General features: G+C 53.6%; 13 protein-coding genes and 1 tRNA gene. 8 read left to right on the top strand and 6 right to left on the bottom strand.

The window, feature by feature from the left end:
• Positions 1 to 6 precede the first annotated feature (6 nt).
• Positions 7 to 92: transfer RNA gene (locus B5D52_RS09455), tRNA-Leu, on the bottom strand.
• Positions 93 to 301: 209 nt separating this feature from the next.
• On the opposite strand from B5D52_RS09455, the gene B5D52_RS09450 reads away from it, so the two are divergent.
• The 3 genes from B5D52_RS09450 (at position 302) to B5D52_RS09440 (ending at position 2,925) form a co-directional block, all read left to right on the top strand.
• The gene (locus B5D52_RS09450; RefSeq protein WP_016147134.1) at positions 302 to 703 is read left to right on the top strand and encodes an RrF2 family transcriptional regulator; all 402 of its coding nucleotides are present in this window, start codon (positions 302 to 304) and stop codon (positions 701 to 703) included.
• Between the two features lie 19 nt (positions 704 to 722).
• On the top strand, positions 723 to 1,265 hold the full coding sequence (locus tag B5D52_RS09445; protein WP_073993879.1) for an NADH peroxidase: 543 nt from the start codon (positions 723 to 725) through the stop codon (positions 1,263 to 1,265).
• Between the two features lie 433 nt (positions 1,266 to 1,698).
• A complete protein-coding gene (locus B5D52_RS09440) occupies positions 1,699 to 2,925 on the top strand; it encodes an ETX/MTX2 family pore-forming toxin (RefSeq protein WP_016147132.1) in 1,227 nt (408 codons plus the stop codon).
• Between the two features lie 135 nt (positions 2,926 to 3,060).
• Here B5D52_RS09440 and B5D52_RS09435 read toward each other — a convergent pair whose 3' ends face one another.
• Positions 3,061 to 4,464 (bottom strand): vWA domain-containing protein, encoded by a 1,404-nt coding sequence (locus B5D52_RS09435; protein WP_016147131.1) that lies wholly within the window; start codon positions 4,462 to 4,464, stop codon positions 3,061 to 3,063.
• A 741-nt stretch (positions 4,465 to 5,205) separates the two neighbouring features.
• Here B5D52_RS09435 and B5D52_RS09430 point away from each other — a divergent pair.
• On the top strand, positions 5,206 to 5,781 hold the full coding sequence (locus tag B5D52_RS09430) for a sugar O-acetyltransferase (protein WP_016147128.1): 576 nt from the start codon (positions 5,206 to 5,208) through the stop codon (positions 5,779 to 5,781).
• Positions 5,782 to 5,888: 107 nt separating this feature from the next.
• On the opposite strand, the gene B5D52_RS09425 is transcribed toward B5D52_RS09430, so the two are convergent.
• Positions 5,889 to 8,327, bottom strand: coding sequence for a heavy metal translocating P-type ATPase (locus B5D52_RS09425; RefSeq protein WP_016147127.1), 2,439 nt, complete (start codon positions 8,325 to 8,327; stop codon positions 5,889 to 5,891).
• Positions 8,328 to 8,660: 333 nt separating this feature from the next.
• Here B5D52_RS09425 and B5D52_RS09420 point away from each other — a divergent pair, with 333 nt between their 5' ends.
• Positions 8,661 to 9,074, top strand: coding sequence for a YjdF family protein (locus B5D52_RS09420; protein WP_040332499.1), 414 nt, complete (start codon positions 8,661 to 8,663; stop codon positions 9,072 to 9,074).
• A gap of 114 nt (positions 9,075 to 9,188) precedes the next feature.
• Here B5D52_RS09420 and B5D52_RS09415 read toward each other — a convergent pair whose 3' ends face one another.
• The 3 genes from B5D52_RS09415 to B5D52_RS09405 form a co-directional block, all read right to left on the bottom strand.
• A complete protein-coding gene (locus tag B5D52_RS09415; protein ID WP_016147125.1) occupies positions 9,189 to 9,614 on the bottom strand; it encodes an aspartate carbamoyltransferase regulatory subunit in 426 nt (141 codons plus the stop codon).
• A 6-nt stretch (positions 9,615 to 9,620) separates the two neighbouring features.
• A complete protein-coding gene (pyrB, locus tag B5D52_RS09410; protein ID WP_016147124.1) occupies positions 9,621 to 10,547 on the bottom strand; it encodes an aspartate carbamoyltransferase in 927 nt (308 codons plus the stop codon).
• Between the two features lie 206 nt (positions 10,548 to 10,753).
• Positions 10,754 to 11,392, bottom strand: a complete 639-nt coding sequence (locus tag B5D52_RS09405; protein WP_016147123.1) for a helix-turn-helix transcriptional regulator — start codon at positions 11,390 to 11,392, stop codon at positions 10,754 to 10,756.
• A 363-nt stretch (positions 11,393 to 11,755) separates the two neighbouring features.
• Between B5D52_RS09405 and dpaL the strand changes: the two genes are divergently transcribed.
• The 3 genes from dpaL (at position 11,756) to ygeW (ending at position 15,672) form a co-directional block, all read left to right on the top strand.
• Positions 11,756 to 12,967, top strand: coding sequence for a diaminopropionate ammonia-lyase (gene dpaL / locus B5D52_RS09400; RefSeq protein ID WP_016147122.1), 1,212 nt, complete (start codon positions 11,756 to 11,758; stop codon positions 12,965 to 12,967).
• A gap of 66 nt (positions 12,968 to 13,033) precedes the next feature.
• Complete coding sequence (locus B5D52_RS09395) at positions 13,034 to 14,425, top strand: YgeY family selenium metabolism-linked hydrolase (protein ID WP_016147121.1); 1,392 nt, start codon at positions 13,034 to 13,036, stop codon at positions 14,423 to 14,425.
• Positions 14,426 to 14,466: 41 nt separating this feature from the next.
• Positions 14,467 to 15,672, top strand: a complete 1,206-nt coding sequence (gene ygeW / locus B5D52_RS09390; protein ID WP_016147120.1) for a knotted carbamoyltransferase YgeW — start codon at positions 14,467 to 14,469, stop codon at positions 15,670 to 15,672.
• The last annotated feature ends 38 nt before the right edge of the window (positions 15,673 to 15,710 follow it).

The raw sequence follows: 15,710 nt of genomic DNA, 5'->3' as shown, positions 1-15,710 counted from the left end.
GAAATGTGGTGCGAGTGACGGGACTTGAACCCGTACGCCTTATGAGCACACGCCCCTCAAACGTGCCTGTCTACCAGTTCCAGCACACTCGCATTTCTTCACATTTTGTTCTGCTCATCAGCAGCTATTATATTATAGTATACTTGGAAGGTGATGTCAATAAAAAGGAAAAATAAAAAATAGATAAAACAAACGAGATAAAATAATAGTTTATTGTATAAAAAGACGGAAGAATGCAGTTGACTTTTATTCTAAAAGAATGTATACTAACATTGTAAACAAAAGAAAGAGGTGCTTGAGGATGCGTATCACGCACGAGGCAGACTATGCAATCCGTGTTGCTTTTTGTCTGGCAGAATGCGGCGGTAAGCTCGGCGCAAAGGAGATCTCTGAACGGACCGGCGTTACCCTTCGGTTTGCACTCAAGATTCTGCGAAAGCTGATCCAAGCTGAGATGGTTCGATCTTATAAAGGTGCCAATGGCGGCTATGAGCTGGCAAAGGAACCTGCTGAAATCAGCATGGGTGCAATCATAGAATGTATTGATGGCCCGATCACGATCAATCATTGCTTGTGCAATGAGTTTGAGTGTACCAGAGTGCAGTCCAAGAGTATCTGCAATTTCCGTAAGGTCTTTGGATCGGTCAATACCATGATCCGAGACGAGCTTTACCGTGTTACATTAGACCAATTTTTACATTAAAAACATTTAGGAGGAAATTATTATGAAGTTCGTATGTTCCGTATGCGGTTATGTTCACGAAGGCGACGCAGCACCGGCTGAGTGCCCGATCTGCCATGCTCCGGCTGACAAGTTTGTCGCTCAGACCGGCGAGATGACCTGGGCTGCTGAGCACGTTGTAGGCGTTGCAGCAGACGTTCCGGAAGACATCAAGAAGGACCTGCGTGCTAACTTCGAGGGCGAGTGCACTGAGGTTGGTATGTACCTGGCAATGGCTCGCGTAGCACATCGCGAGGGTTACCCGGAGATCGGCCTGTACTGGGAGAAGGCTGCATTCGAAGAGGCTGAGCACGCTGCAAAGTTCGCAGAGCTGCTGGGCGAGGTTGTTACCGCTTCCACCAAGAAGAACCTGGAGATGCGCGTAGAGGCTGAGAACGGTGCTACCATGGGTAAGACCGATCTGGCAAAGCGTGCAAAGGCTCTGAATCTGGATGCAATCCATGACACCGTTCATGAGATGGCTCGCGACGAGGCTCGTCACGGCAAGGCATTCAAGGGCCTGCTGGAGCGTTACTTCGGCTAATTGACCTGAATTTCCAAGAGGGAATCACGAAAGTGATTCCCTCTTTTTTTGTCGTTTGAAAGCAGCAGAACGATAAGAGAACAGGATGAGCAAAATAGAGCATTTTTATGATATAAGGTCGGGAAAACAAAGCGATATAGCAAGATTTTTGAACGATTTCATGGAAAATAGAATCGTATTTATTGCTAAATGTGCACTAAATTAGTCTAATAAATTACAGAAAATGAGAGAGAAATACTACGCACAATAAACACATGATTTTGGATACTACTTTGGTAAAATTTGTAACTTAACAACAAACGAAAGAAAAATATTTTATAAATTTTGTGCAAAACGATTAACAAAATTTGAGAAAGCGGGTAATATACCAACAACCCAAACAGACTGAAGCCATTCAGTCAAAATTTCACCCGATTGAAAGGATGAGAAACAAATGAGATTTACAGCAAGAAGACTGATCGCAAGCCTGAGTGTTCTGGAATTGTTGGCTGCGCAATCAACTGCGTTTGCCGCTGATGAGCAGAAGAAAGTCGAATTCTTTGAAGGCAAGGAGTTTGCCGGCGCAAGCGAGAGCGCGAAGGACGACACGACCATTGACCTGACCAAGTCCAAGGTAAGTGCAGATGGCCTGTCTTCGATCAAGGTTCCTTATGGCTATATCGTAAAGCTGACCGAGAAGAGCGGACATGAGTCCATTCTGCTGTCCGAAAGCAATTACAATGATCTTGGTAAGTTTGGCTGGGACAATTACGCAGCGACGGCTGAGGTGAAGCATTATTCGGCACTGGAATACGAGCTGCAGGCCGCACGTGTTCAGAAGGTCAAGGAAGTCGTCTCTGCGCGAGAAAAAGAGCTGAATACAGCACTGCGCGGTGATGCGATTGCGCAGAAGACCGACGTTGGCGTGGACAATCTGCGTGTCGAGCCGGTCGAGGGCAATCACGAGGAAAAGACCGAGTTGATTTTCACCGGCAATACCCGTCTGACCAATACCACAGACCAGAAGCAGACGCTGACCAGCCAGGCATTTGACTTTGCTGAGAGCAACACGATTTCGGCAACCACCACCAACTCGATCGGCACTTCGGTTTCGGCTTCTGCAACCTTCAACATCCCGATTGTCGGCAGCCTGAATACGACCATTTCCACCCAGTATAATTTCTCCAAGGCAGATACAAAGAGTGAGAGCAAGACCGTGACGTACAAGATTCCGTCTCAGTCCATTACGCTCGAGCCCGGTCAGACCGTTGAAGTGCGTGCACGTCTGGAGAAGGTAAAGACCGCAGGTAAGGTTCGACTGATCGGTGACATCAACGGTACGGAAAGCGGCTATGTAAATCTGCAGAAGCTTATAGGCGATATTGGACTGGTTCCGACGCCCGATCACAAGCTGACCAACGGCTTGGTTTACAAGTGGAAGAGCTTTGAGAAGAAGCCGTATGAGTTGTCTTTCAGCAACCAGCACGTTGAAGGTGAGGGTACGTATCAGGCAGAGTACGGTTCCAACCTGTACATCGACGTTGTGGATGTGAGCACCAACAAGGTTCAGACCGTTCAGGCAAACGCAACCGAGACGCAGGGTGACCGCTCCGCAAACGGCAGCAGCAAGGATGCTGTTGAACTGACTGCAAACGCAGGCACTTTCGACATGACCAAGTAATCACCTGTGATCGTACCGATACAGTGTGCCGCTTGGCAAATGGAAATTCCGTAAATTTAAGACTGTATATTCGGTCGGATACGAAAAAATGGCCGCTGTAGTGTCGAGAGACACAGCAGCGGCCTTTCTGCGCGTTCAGAGCGTATTTTCTTTGCTGCAAGGACAGGCAATGCGGGGTAAAGTGCTGTCACAGCACACAAAATCGGTGTCAATGTAGTGTGCGAAGCATTGTACCTGAATATTGCGCGGACAGCACAGACCACAAGTGTGATCGTTCAGGGCATCGGGCAGGATGAATTTGATGCACTGTACCGTGATATCCTGGCAGGTTGGGTTTTGATGGGCAGGGACAACAAAGGTCTTGAGTCCGCGCGGTTCCTGCTTGCCGCAGACGGTTTCGGAGAGCACAACGGCCAGTGCAACCCGTTTGCCGGGGCAGACATCGCGCAGGGTCACGCTTAGCTGAACGATCGAGCCCTGTGAGGACAGAGAAAGTGCACCGGCGTCAATCACAACAGCGTCCGAACAGCTGGAAATTGTGAAGTCAATGGGTGTAGGGCAGGGCTCGGGCGCGAATGTGGTGTCGCAGGTGACGGTCACGACCGGGTCGGGGAACTGTACGACGTTTTGCTGTGCGTCCTGATAGTGAATGGACTGATTGACCGCCTTGGTGCCCGAAGTCCCAGCGGTATGCTGGATGAAAAACTGCAAAACGGCACCTTCAGATGCACGCACACCCAGTTCTGGGATTGTCCACTGGATGGTGTGCGCATCGATCATGTGCGCGCTGCCCTGATCGGGTGGGAGCAGGCTGGTGATGGTGAAATCGGGGTGGATGACTTCGTCGATTACGATATCGGTTGCACCGGGTTTGCTGATGTCGGCGGCGAGGTCGGCAAAGAACTGTTCCAGCTCACTGTCGTCCGGCGTGATCAGAACATAGGATGCAGGCGGTGTGCTGGCCCAGGTTTCCAGTGCGGTGACGTCCAGACCGCCCGAACCGTCCAGACCGATGCAATAAATGGTGATGCCATCATCTTTTGCGGCCATCGCGATGGGCGTCGGGTTGGGGCCGGCTGTGGTGTTGCCGTCGGTGAATAGGACAATCACTTTGCGATTGGGCGAGGCTGTATCGAAGAGCTGGACGGCCATGGTGAATGCGTCCGCGTGATTGGTGGAACCGCCCGCAGTCAGACTGTCCACGGCTGCATCCAGCGCAGCGACCGAGGTGATGAGCTGGGTATTTGCCGTTGCGGACGCGGCAAAGCTGACGATGCCGATGCGGCTGCCCGAGCCGATCGTACCATCGGTCGCGCCGCCGGTCGATTGCGAAATGACTTCGATGAACTTTTTTGCACCGGATTTCATGCTTTGCAGGGGCTGTCCGGTCATGCTGCCCGAGCGATCGAGCACCAGTACGATATCAGTGGGACTGGTCAGAATATCGGGTTCCGCGGTCAGCGCCAGCGTGACCTGCAGCGTGCCGGTGCAGTCGATCTGGTCGGTATTGATGGTTTTATTTGCGAATGTAACGCCCATGCGTGTCTCCTCCTTGCGTTCGATATGGTCATCTTATGTGAGAGGAGACAGCGAGGTCACAAAAAAGTGAGAGACGACCTGTAAAAGGTCGTCTCTCAAGAAACATGATAGGAAAAAGGTAGAAAGAGAAGATAGCGTAATTAGCGATGCTTGCGATTGTCTCGCTGCTGGCCGCTGCGCAGAACGCTGTGACCATACTGCTGCATCTGTAAATCAACTAAACCGTCAAAAAATTCACGAAATTTCATTATAATAAAGCTCCTTTTTACAATAGAAGAGGGTGATTACTTGTGGGACTTGCCTGCCGTGCGGCGGGACATGGGGGACTGATGTCCGATGGTCAAGCTGCTCAGATACAGCTCGTTGGACGCGGTCAGACCTTGGAAAAACTCTTTGATACGCATTGTCTTTGCGTCTCCTTGTTCTTTGATGATCCCATTATACAAAGGAATTGCTCAGAAGTCCACCATTATACTTGTTGATTTTACCCAATAGAATGTAGTATTATTTGTACAGAACTTACAATACAAAATCAAAAAGTTCCAACATATCACCAAGATGCATGTTTTATGCCTCATAACCGATGAAAAAATAACAGGCGTCCGAGAGAAAAATAGAAACAAATATTATGCAAATTGCGCAGAGAAAGGAAAGATGTGAAAACGGCTGCATTCGTGAACTTGCACCGGATAAATCTGCGTGCTATAATGGCCGCAGAATCCGGAGGGAGGAAGACGAGATATGGAAACCGAAAAGGAACGCATGCTGCGCGGGGAATTGTACAACGCAGAAGATCCGGAGTTAGCACAGGAGCGCGTAAGAGCCAAGGAGATCTGCTGGCAGATCAATCACCTGCCAATTTCCGAGGAAGCGCAGCGCAACCAGCTGCTTGTTCAGCTGCTGGGCAGCACCGATGGTGCATTTACCATTCTGCCTGATTTCTGGTGTGATTACGGCAGTAATATTCATATCGGCAAGAACTTTTTTGCCAATCATGGTCTGGTCGTGCTGGACGGCGCGCCGGTGACCATCGGAGACAACGTATTCATTGCACCTAATGTCGGCCTGTACACAGCCGGTCATCCGCTCGATGTCAGACAGCGCAACCGCTATTTAGAGTATGCAAAGCCCATCACGATCGGGAACAATGTCTGGATTGGCGGCGGCGTGCAGGTCATGCCTGGCGTGACGATCGGGGAATGTTCGGTGGTTGCAGGCGGCAGCGTCGTGGTCAAGGACGTGCCTGCGGGCGTTGTCGTCGGCGGCAATCCGGCGCGGGTGATTCGTGAACTGACTGAAGAGGAAATTAGTGAATAGTGAAGAGTGAATAGGTAAGAGGTGAAAAAACAACAACACCTATTCCTTATTCACTCTTACTTCTTCCTTAAACGAAAAAAACCGCCTGTGAAGGCGGTTTTTTTGTTTTAGTTCTTGGGACGCAGAACGCGCAGTGCGTTTTGCAGGCACAGGACGGTTGCCAGAGTGTCCAGCAGAACGGCCAGCCACAGCCAAGCCACACCGGCAAAGCCAAGCAGCAGAATGATGAGCTTGACCACCAGTGCCAGAATGATATTCTGACGTGCGGCACGCAGGGACAGATAAGACAGGTCGAATGCGTGGCAGATGGCCTGCGGATCGGAGGTCAGGAAGACCAGATCAGCTGCCTGCAGGGCAGAGGGAGCGCTCGAACCCATGACAGCCGTGACCGCTGCGGCAGACGAAGCGCTGTCGCTGACGTACAGTGCCGCACCGTGTGCACGTTCGGTCTCTTCGAGAACGGTGTCGCGCTCATCGGGAGAGACGCCTGCCTGTACTTCCTGAATGTCGAGCTGTGCGGCGAGCGCTTCCGCCTGTTCGGAAGAAGACGCAGTCATCAGCACGGTCGTCAAACCGAGTGCGCGCAGACGCTTCATAGTCGTCTTAATGCCGGGCTTTACAGCCTCGGCGATGTGCAGGACACCGGCAAAGCGACCGCCTGCGGCGACCAGTACATCGGTACCCGACTCAGCGGGAATGTAGCCGGACAGGTCGACGTGCGCAGTCTCGAGCAGTGAACGGTGACCGCACAGAACGGTCACGCCAGAGATCATGGCGACGATGCCCTGACCCGGGATTTCCTGTACACGGCTGGGCGGCACAACCTGCATGTTGCGCTCCTGTGCTGCCATACGGATGCAGCGCGCGAATGCATGGTCGGCGTTCAGCTCGCAGCTTGCCGCCATGGACAGCAGTGCCGATTCGTTCATGCCCGGAACGGGAGCGACGGACTGTACTTCCAGCTTGCCGCGGCTGAGGGTGCTGTACTGTTCGAGTACGATGGTGCGGATGTCCTTGAGGGACTCAAGTACTGAACCGCCGCGGAACAGAATGCCGTGCTCAGCACCCGCGCCAATGCCCGAGAACAGGGCAAGCGGAACGCTGAGAATGAGTGCACCCGGATAGGAAACGACCAGGAAGGTCAGGCCGGTATGTACCCAGCGTGCCCAATCGCCGGTGATAAACGAGGGAATGAGGGCGGTCAGGACGGCGAGCAGAACAATGATCGGGGTGTAGATACGGGAGAAGCGCAGGAAACGGCGCTCCATCTGAGACGAGTCGGCAGCAGCGGTTTCCACAGCTTCCAGAATACGGGTGACCAGTGCGTCAGGCAGGGCGTGCGTGACTTCAAGCTGAAGTGCGCCCGTACCGTTGATGCAGCCGGATACGATCGGGGTGTTGGGGGCAACCGCCATCGGGGCAGCGCTGCCCGTGATGGGGGAGGTGTCCAGACGGCTCTGACCGGCGCGGACGATGCCGTCCAGCGGGATGCGGTCACCCGGACGAATGAGCAGCAGATCACCGACCTGTGCCTCGGCAGCCGGAATGGTGTGAACGACGCCCTGATTGTCGATGCGGTGAACGACTTCCGGGCGCATATCAACGGCAGAGAGGATGTGGCGGCGATGCTTTGCGACCGTGCGCTGCTCGAACCACATACCCAGACGGTAGATCAGCATGACCAGCGCGGCTTCGACATAAGCGCCCATGGCGATGACGCCCAGCGTCGCGAGCGACAGCAGTACGTTGGCATCGAACACGCGGCCATTTTTGATCGTGCCCAGTGCGGACAACAGGATATCTCCGCCCAGAATGACATAGGACAGGCAGAGAATGAACATGGGAACCAGCGGAATCTGCGGCAGGAAGAACTGCGCGAGTGCACCCAGAATCAGAAAGGCGACACCGGCAATCAGTCCGCGCATCTGGCCGGGTTTGTGGAATTCCTGGCGGTTGCGCGGTGCGTGCGACAGCGGTACCAGCTCGACGCTGGGATCGATCGACATGCAGATGCGTCGAATCTGATCGAGACGTGCGTCCGGGTCATCGGCGAGGAAGCGCAGCTGCTGGGTAGCATAAACGACAACAGCGTCGGAAATACCGGTCAGCTTGCGCAGTTTTTCCTCGATGCATGCGGCAGTGTGTGCGCTGCTCAGGTTTTTGAGCAGATAGACGCGGTAATTGTCCTCGTCTGTACGCTTGCGGGGTGGTTCCACCTTGGGACTGTCGCCCACTGGGATGGCCTCGGGCTGTTCGGGGACTTGCAGCGGCTCTGCCGGAGGCGTCTCGTCGGGCAGATCGGAAAACGGCTCGAATTCATCGAGCGGGTCGGACTCGTCGAGCGACTCAGGCTGCACGCCCTCGTCGGTATCTTCATCAAACGACGGAAGCGCTTCTGTATCTTCCGCAGGCTCGTCCGCAGGTGCGGGCTGTGATACATCTTGGTCTTCGTCGGGTGTATCTCCAAAAATTGCTAAGAGATCTGCGTCAAGCAGCGAATCATCCTCGTCAGAGGATGGGCTTTTGCGCGTGGGCTCCAAGCTCATACGATCAACTCCTTTGTGGGAATGCGCAGGTAAAAAATGCTTTTGTATATGCGGACACATATACAATCTATATGATAGCGCAAATGATAGGCGATGTCAATGTTCTGGGCTGGAAAACGAGGAAAATGGCACAAAGAAGCAGAGTTTGGTACAAAAACGCAGAGATTGCTCAAAGAGGGGAGACAAGAAAGAGAGAGGGTGATATACTGAAGGAGCGGAGCAGAAAACACAGTCCGGTTGGTAGTCCGGGCACAGCGGAACCTCCGCTGTCAGTAACCTGCCTCCTTTGGTTGTCCGTGCTTCGTGATGCGCAGATTAAAGGAGGAAAACATGATGGACTGCATCACAGCAAGGCTCACGGTATTTTTTGAGGAACCCTTTTGGGTGGGCGTGTTTGAGCGTCAGACAGCAGGAAAGTTAACTGCCTGCAAGGTGACGTTCGGCGCCAGCCCAAGTGACGGAGAGGTTTATGCCTATTTCCTGAGAAATTGGCGCACCTTGCGTTTCAGTCCGCCGATCGATGGGCAAACCGTCCGGTATGTACGCAATCCAAAGCGGATGCAGCGTCAGGCTGGGCGGGAGATCACCCAAGGAATCGGCACCAAAGCGCAGCAGGCGCTTCAAATGCAGCGCGAGCAGAACAAGCGGGAACGTCTGGAACGCTCGCGGCAGCAAAAAGAGGCCGAGGCCGAACGGCGGTTTGCACTCAAACAGCAAAAACGCCGGGAAAAGCACAAAGGCCACTGAAGCAAAAAAACCGCTCCCTCGGGAGCGGTTTTTTCAGTGAATAGTGAAGAGTGAATAAGTAAGAAGTAACGAAAGACGACACGTATTCCTTCTTCGCTCTTACTTTTTCCTTATTTACGGATTCTGCTTGTTGGGTTCCTGCTCGCAGTAGATGCAGCGATACTTGCCATTTTCACCGAGAACGAAGATGTGATCGATCTCTTCCTCGATGGTGGTGATGCAGCGCGGATTGCGGCAGCGGATGACGTTCTTAAGCGTCTTGGGCTTGACCAGCTTCTTCTTCTCGACGATCTTGCCATCGCGGATGATGTCGATGGTGATGTCGGGATCGAGATAGCCCAGGACATCCAGGTCGAGGTCGATCATGGACTCGATCTTGATGATGTCCTTGTGACCGTGCTTGCCCGAGCGGGCGTTGCGGATGAGAGCGACACAGCAGTCGAGCTGGTCGAGGCCGGCCAGATGATAGATCTGCATGCCGGTGCCTGCCTTGATATGGTCGATAACGATACCGTTCTGGATGGAATCAATATTCAGCATAAGATGTTAGACCTCCTTGTCAGCCAGACCCAGCAGGGTCATGATGAGCGCCATGCGGACATAGACACCATTTGCAGCCTGCTCGAAGTAAGCAGCGCGCGGGTCCTCGTCGACCGGCAGAGCGATCTCGTTGACGCGCGGCAGCGGATGCAGGACAGCCATGTCGGGCTTTGCCAGCTTCATCTTGTCAGCGGTCAGGATGTAGGTGTCCTTCAAGCGGATGTAATCCTCTTCGTTGAAGAAGCGCTCACGCTGTACGCGGGTCATATAGAGGATATCGAGCTGGGGCATAGCCTCTTCCAGGCTGGTCATCTCAACATATTCAATGTTGTTGGGCTTGAGTGCCTCGGTGATGACGTAATCGGGAACGCGCAGCTCCTCGGGGGAGATGAGGACGAAGCGGATGCCCGGGTAGCGGGAGAGGGACTTGATGAGCGAGTGAACGGTACGGCCAAACTTGAGGTCACCGCACAGACCGATGGTCATGTCGGACAGACGACCCTTGCGGCGGTAGATGGTGAGCAGGTCGGTCAGGGTCTGGGTGGGGTGCTGATGACCGCCGTCACCGGCATTGATGACCGGGATGGAGGAGTAATGCGCGGCACGTCTGGGAGCGCCTTCCTTGGGATGACGCATTGCGGCGATGTCTGCATAGCTCGAAATAACGCGAATGGTGTCGGCAACCGATTCACCCTTAGAAGCAGAGGACGAATCCGCGCTCGAGAAACCGAGTACCGAACCGCCGAGGTTGAGCATAGCAGCCTCGAAGGACAGGCGGGTACGGGTAGAAGGCTCATAGAACAGGGTAGCCAGCTTCTTGTGTGCGCAGACCTCCTGATACTTGGACGGGTCAGCGACGATGCGGTTTGCGAGCGAGAGCAGGTCTTGCGTCTCCTCTACGGTAAAGTCAAGCGGGTCAATCAAATGACGCATAATATCCTCCTTAAGAATATAATTTTAGGCAAATAAAGCATAAAAACAAGCGGTTTGATTCTTAATAATATGATATTCGGAAGCAGAGGGCTTGTCCAGAGGAAAACCGAAAAAGGGCAAAATTTTTTTGCCCGTCTGACAGAGCAGCGCGGGCAGGAAGGGAAGGGGGCAGGCCCCATCCCTTCCAGGAATGTGTCGGGTACCGGTTAAGATTCGGCATCAATATAGCTGTAAAGGGTATATTTGGAGATGCCGTAATATTTGGAGATCTTGTCGCCCGATTTTGTGATGAGGAAGGCACCATTTTTGTTGAGGAACTGAATGGCGCGGATCTTGTCCTCCTTGGTCATCAGAGCGACCGGCTTACCGACCAGGCGTGTGGATTGTTCGATCAGTTCGTCGAGCAGTTCACCGACACTCTGCACGATGCGTTCGGGTTCCTTTTCCTCAGCGGCTTCGGCGGTCGAGAGCAGCGGCTTTAAGCTGCTTTCAAACATGAGAAGACCGGTGATATCGAGGTTGATGGCCAGGATGTAGCGCAGATGACCGGCCTCGTCCCGCAGGTACATGGTAGAGCTTTTGAGGATCTTGCCGTCCTTGGTGCGGGTGAGGTATCCCAGATGGTCTTCTACTGTATCCCCGTGCTGCAGGGCGTCGAGTACGACATGGGACGGGCCATCGCCGAGCTTACGGCCGGTGACATGACCGTTTTCGATGGCGACGATGGAGTGCTCGATGTCACAGTCGGCCAGCGAGTGCACCACAACCTCGCAGTTTGTACCGAACTGCAGTGCAAGCCCGTGCGCGATCTGGCGCAGGGCGTCCAGAGAAAGTTCTTGCATCATGGGTATGTCGCTGCCTTTCGTTTGTTGGGATTTTCGGGTTCCGTCTATATTAAAAAAATTATAGCATAAGCGGGCGGGAAATACCATAAAAAGTTTTATGCGCAAAAATATTTTTTTGCAAATCGGTGAAATGGTAAAAAGAGGGGGATTTGGGCTGTAAAAATGTAGGAAAATCCACCAAAAGTTCGGTATCTTGATTAAATGGCCAAACTGCACAAAAAAGGAGCTAAATATTTTTTATAAAACCAAAAAATTTTTTAGGAAAGTGCATTGACTTTTGCTCGGAAGATGATAAGATGGAAGCATGATAGGCAATGGAAATTCGACAACAATATGCCTGATTTTATGGAAGGTTGGATAGACATGGATCAGATCAAATGGGTTCGTAATGAGATGCCGAAGACCGACGACAAGCAGCTCGCGGTCATGAGTCTGGAGAACGTTGCAAAGGCGCGTGCGTTCCACGAAAGCTTCCCGCAGTACGCAGTCACGCCGCTGGCTGGTCTGTCGGGTATGGCAAAGCATCTGGGTATTTCCGGTGTATACGTCAAGGACGAAAGCTACCGCTTCGGCCTGAACGCATTTAAGGTGCTCGGCGGTTCGTTCGCAATGGCAAACTACATCGCAGAGGAGCTCGGACGTGATGTTTCCGAGATGACTTACGATTATCTGACCAGCCAGAAGCTCAAGGATGAGTTCGGTCAGGCTACTTTCTTTACCGCAACCGACGGCAACCACGGCCGCGGCGTTGCATGGGCTGCCAACAAGCTCGGACAGAAGGCAGTTGTCCTGATGCCCAAGGGCAGCGTTAAGTCGCGCTTTGACAACATCGCAAAGGAAGGCGCGAAGGTTACCATCGAGGAAGTCAACTATGACGAGTGCGTTCGCCGCGCAAATGCGATGGCTGAGAAGACCGAGCACGGCGTTATGGTACAGGATACCGCTTGGGACGGCTACGAGAAGATCCCGGCATGGATCATGGAAGGCTACGGCACCATGGCAAGCGAGGCGGCAGAGCAGCTCAAGAAGGCTGGCGTTGACCGTCCGACCCACATCTTCGTACAGGCTGGTGTAGGTTCTCTGGCTGGTGCGGTACAGGGTTACTTCGCAAACCTGTTCCCGGACAACACCCCGACCACCGTTATCATGGAAGCACAGGCTGCTGATTGCCTGTATCAGGGTGCAAAGGCCGCTGATGGCAAGATCCGTTTTGTAGACGGCGATCTGCAGACCATCATGGCTGGTCTGGCTTGCGGCGAGCCCAATACCATTTCCTGGGACATCCTCAAGAACCACTCTTCGTTCTTTGTATCCTGCCCCGACTGGGTATCTGCAAAGGGCATGCGTATGCTGGGCGCTCCGGTCAAGGGCGATCCGCAGGTCGTTTCCGGCGAGTCCGGTGCGGTCGGCATGGGTCTCTTGGCAACGCTCATGGAGTCGGACGAGTACAAGGAGCTGCGTGAGGCCATCGGTCTGGACGAGAACAGCGTTGTGCTGATGTTCTCCACCGAGGGCGACACCGATCCGGAAAACTACCAGGCAATCGTCTGGGGCGGCGCACACGCAACCAAGTAAACAAGAGGTCATAACAGAAACGTTTTAAAAGATACACCGATTGGATTTTTTAGGAGGTTTATGAACATGGATTTACAGGCAATCAAGCAGGCAGCGGAAGGATATAAGGCCGATATGACGGCATTCCTGCGCGCAATGATCTCCCATCCGAGCGAGAGCTGCGAGGAGAAGGAAGTCGTTATGTGCATCAAGGCTGAGATGGAGAAGCTGGGCTACGACGAAGTAGAGATCGACGGCCTGGGCAACGTCATCGGCTGGATGGGCAAGGGCGACAAGATCATCGCCATTGACTCCCATATTGATACCGTTGGTATCGGCAACATCGACAACTGGACGGCTGACCCGTACAAGGGCTACGAGGACGACGAAGTCATCTATGGCCGCGGCGGTTCCGACCAGGAGGGCGGCATGGCTTCCGCTACCTACGGCGTTAAGATCATGAAGGACATGGGTCTGATTCCGGACGGCTACAAGATCATGGTCGTTGGTTCGGTACAGGAAGAGGACTGCGACGGTATGTGCTGGCAGTACATCGTCAACAAGTTCCTGCCTGCAAAGGGCCTGAAGAAGGAGCAGATCGAGTTCGTTATCTCCACCGAGCCCACCGACGGCGGTATCTACCGTGGTCACCGCGGCCGTATGGAGATCCGCGTAGACGTTAAGGGCGTATCCTGCCATGGTTCGGCTCCGGAGCGCGGCGACAACGCAATCTACAAGATGGCTGACATTCTGCAGGACGTTCGTGCACTGAACGAGAACCCGGCTGACGACTCTGTTGAGATCAAGGGTCTGGTTAAGATGCTCGATCCCAAGTACAACCCCGAGCACTACGAAGACGCTCGTTTCCTGGGCCGTGGTACCTGCACCACTTCTCAGATCTTCTACACCTCCCCGAGCCGCTGCGCAGTTGCAGACTCCTGCTCGATCTCCATCGACCGCCGTATGACCGCTGGCGAGACTTGGGACTCCTGCCTGCAGGAAATCCGTGACCTGCCGCACGTAAAGCAGTACGGCGACGACGTTACTGTTTCCATGTACATGTACGATCGTCCGTCTTGGACCGGCGAGGTTTACGAGACCGAGGCATACTTCCCGACTTGGATCAACAAGGAGAGCGCTGCTCACGTACAGGCTCTGATCGACGCACACAACGCACTGTACGGTGCAGACCGCATCGGTCCCGAGGGCGCAATGCATCTGCGTCATCGCCCGCTGACCGACAAGTGGACCTTCTCCACCAACGGCGTAGCAATTCAGGGCCGCTATGGCATTCCGTGTGTAGGCTTCGGCCCGGGCGCTGAGAGCCAGGCACATGCTCCGAACGAGATCACCTGGAAGCAGGATCTGGTCACCTGTGCTGCTCTGTACGCTGCTGTTCCGTCCTTCTACAAGGAAGAGAACAAGACCGGCGAAGTTGCACAGTTCCGCGCAACCCTGACCGATAACGACATCAAGTAAGAGAAATCTATAATACATAAGATAAAAAGGAGAATATAACTATGGACGCAAAACTGCAGGCTTATATTGACAAGCTCAACGCGCTCAACTTCAAGGAAATGTACGAGAACGACTTCTTCCTGACCTGGGAGAAGACCGACGACGAGATCGAGGCAGTCTTCACCATCGCTGACGCTCTGCGTTACATGCGTGAGAACAACATCTCCACCAAGATTTTTGAGTCCGGCCTGGGCATCAGCCTGTTCCGCGACAACTCCACCCGTACCCGTTTCTCCTTCGCTTCTGCCTGCAACCTGCTGGGTCTGGAAGTACAGGATCTGGACGAGGGCAAGAGCCAGATCGCACACGGCGAGACCGTTCGTGAGACCGCAAACATGATCTCCTTCATGGCAGACGTTATCGGTATCCGCGACGATATGTACATCGGCAAGGGCAACGCTTACATGCACGAGGTATCCGAGGCTGTTCGCGAGGGCCATAAGGACGGCGTTCTGGAGCAGATCCCGACCCTGGTTAACCTCCAGTGCGATATCGACCACCCGACCCAGTGCATGGCTGACATGCTGCACATCATCCACCACTTCGGCGGTGTAGAGAACCTGAAGGGCAAGAAGGTTGCAATGACCTGGGCTTACTCTCCCTCTTACGGCAAGCCGCTGTCCGTTCCGCAGGGCGTTATCGGCCTGATGACCCGTTTCGGCATGGACGTTGTTCTGGCTCATCCGGAAGGCTACGAAGTTATGCCTGAGGTTGAGGAAGTTGCAAAGAAGAACGCTGAGGCAACCGGCGGCACCTTCACCAAGACCAACTCCATGGCAGAGGCATTCAAGGACGCTGATATCGTATATCCGAAGTCCTGGGCTCCGTTCGCAGCAATGGAGAAGCGCACCAACCTGTACGCAGAGGGCGACTCCGAGGGCATCAAGGCACTCGAGAAGGAGCTGCTGGCTCAGAACGCAGAGCACATGGACTGGTGCTGCACGGAAGAGCTGATGAAGACCACCAAGGACGGCAAGGCTCTGTACCTGCACTGCCTGCCGGCAGACATCAACGATGTATCCTGCGAGCATGGTGAGGTAGAGGCTTCTGTATTCGATCGCTACCGTGTACCGCTGTACAAGGAAGCTTCCTTCAAGCCGTACATCATTGCAGCTATGATCTTCCTGTCCAAGTGCAAGGATCCGCAGGCAATGCTCAAGAAGCTGTATGAGCGCAGCGAGGCTCGTCAGCTGAAGACTGAGGACTAATTTCACATTCGGAATCCATGTGAATCACACGGACGGCG

Origin of the sequence: Butyricicoccus pullicaecorum DSM 23266 (assembly GCF_900167005.1) — a bacterium.
In the GTDB taxonomy this organism is placed as follows: domain Bacteria; phylum Bacillota; class Clostridia; order Oscillospirales; family Butyricicoccaceae; genus Butyricicoccus; species Butyricicoccus pullicaecorum.
This window is presented reverse-complemented; position numbering and strand designations above follow the sequence as displayed.

Coding starts and splice junctions, on each gene's coding strand:
- B5D52_RS09450 (WP_016147134.1), top strand. CDS start 302: ATGCGTATCACGCACGAGGCAGACTATGCAATCCGTGTTGCTTTTTGT.
- B5D52_RS09440 (WP_016147132.1), top strand. CDS start 1,699: ATGAGATTTACAGCAAGAAGACTGATCGCAAGCCTGAGTGTTCTGGAA.
- B5D52_RS09435 (WP_016147131.1), bottom strand. CDS start 4,464: ATGGGCGTTACATTCGCAAATAAAACCATCAATACCGACCAGATCGAC.
- B5D52_RS09430 (WP_016147128.1), top strand. CDS start 5,206: ATGGAAACCGAAAAGGAACGCATGCTGCGCGGGGAATTGTACAACGCA.
- B5D52_RS09425 (WP_016147127.1), bottom strand. CDS start 8,327: ATGAGCTTGGAGCCCACGCGCAAAAGCCCATCCTCTGACGAGGATGAT.
- B5D52_RS09420 (WP_040332499.1), top strand. CDS start 8,661: ATGGACTGCATCACAGCAAGGCTCACGGTATTTTTTGAGGAACCCTTT.
- B5D52_RS09415 (WP_016147125.1), bottom strand. CDS start 9,614: ATGCTGAATATTGATTCCATCCAGAACGGTATCGTTATCGACCATATC.
- pyrB (WP_016147124.1), bottom strand. CDS start 10,547: ATGCGTCATTTGATTGACCCGCTTGACTTTACCGTAGAGGAGACGCAA.
- B5D52_RS09405 (WP_016147123.1), bottom strand. CDS start 11,392: ATGATGCAAGAACTTTCTCTGGACGCCCTGCGCCAGATCGCGCACGGG.
- dpaL (WP_016147122.1), top strand. CDS start 11,756: ATGGATCAGATCAAATGGGTTCGTAATGAGATGCCGAAGACCGACGAC.
- B5D52_RS09395 (WP_016147121.1), top strand. CDS start 13,034: ATGGATTTACAGGCAATCAAGCAGGCAGCGGAAGGATATAAGGCCGAT.
- ygeW (WP_016147120.1), top strand. CDS start 14,467: ATGGACGCAAAACTGCAGGCTTATATTGACAAGCTCAACGCGCTCAAC.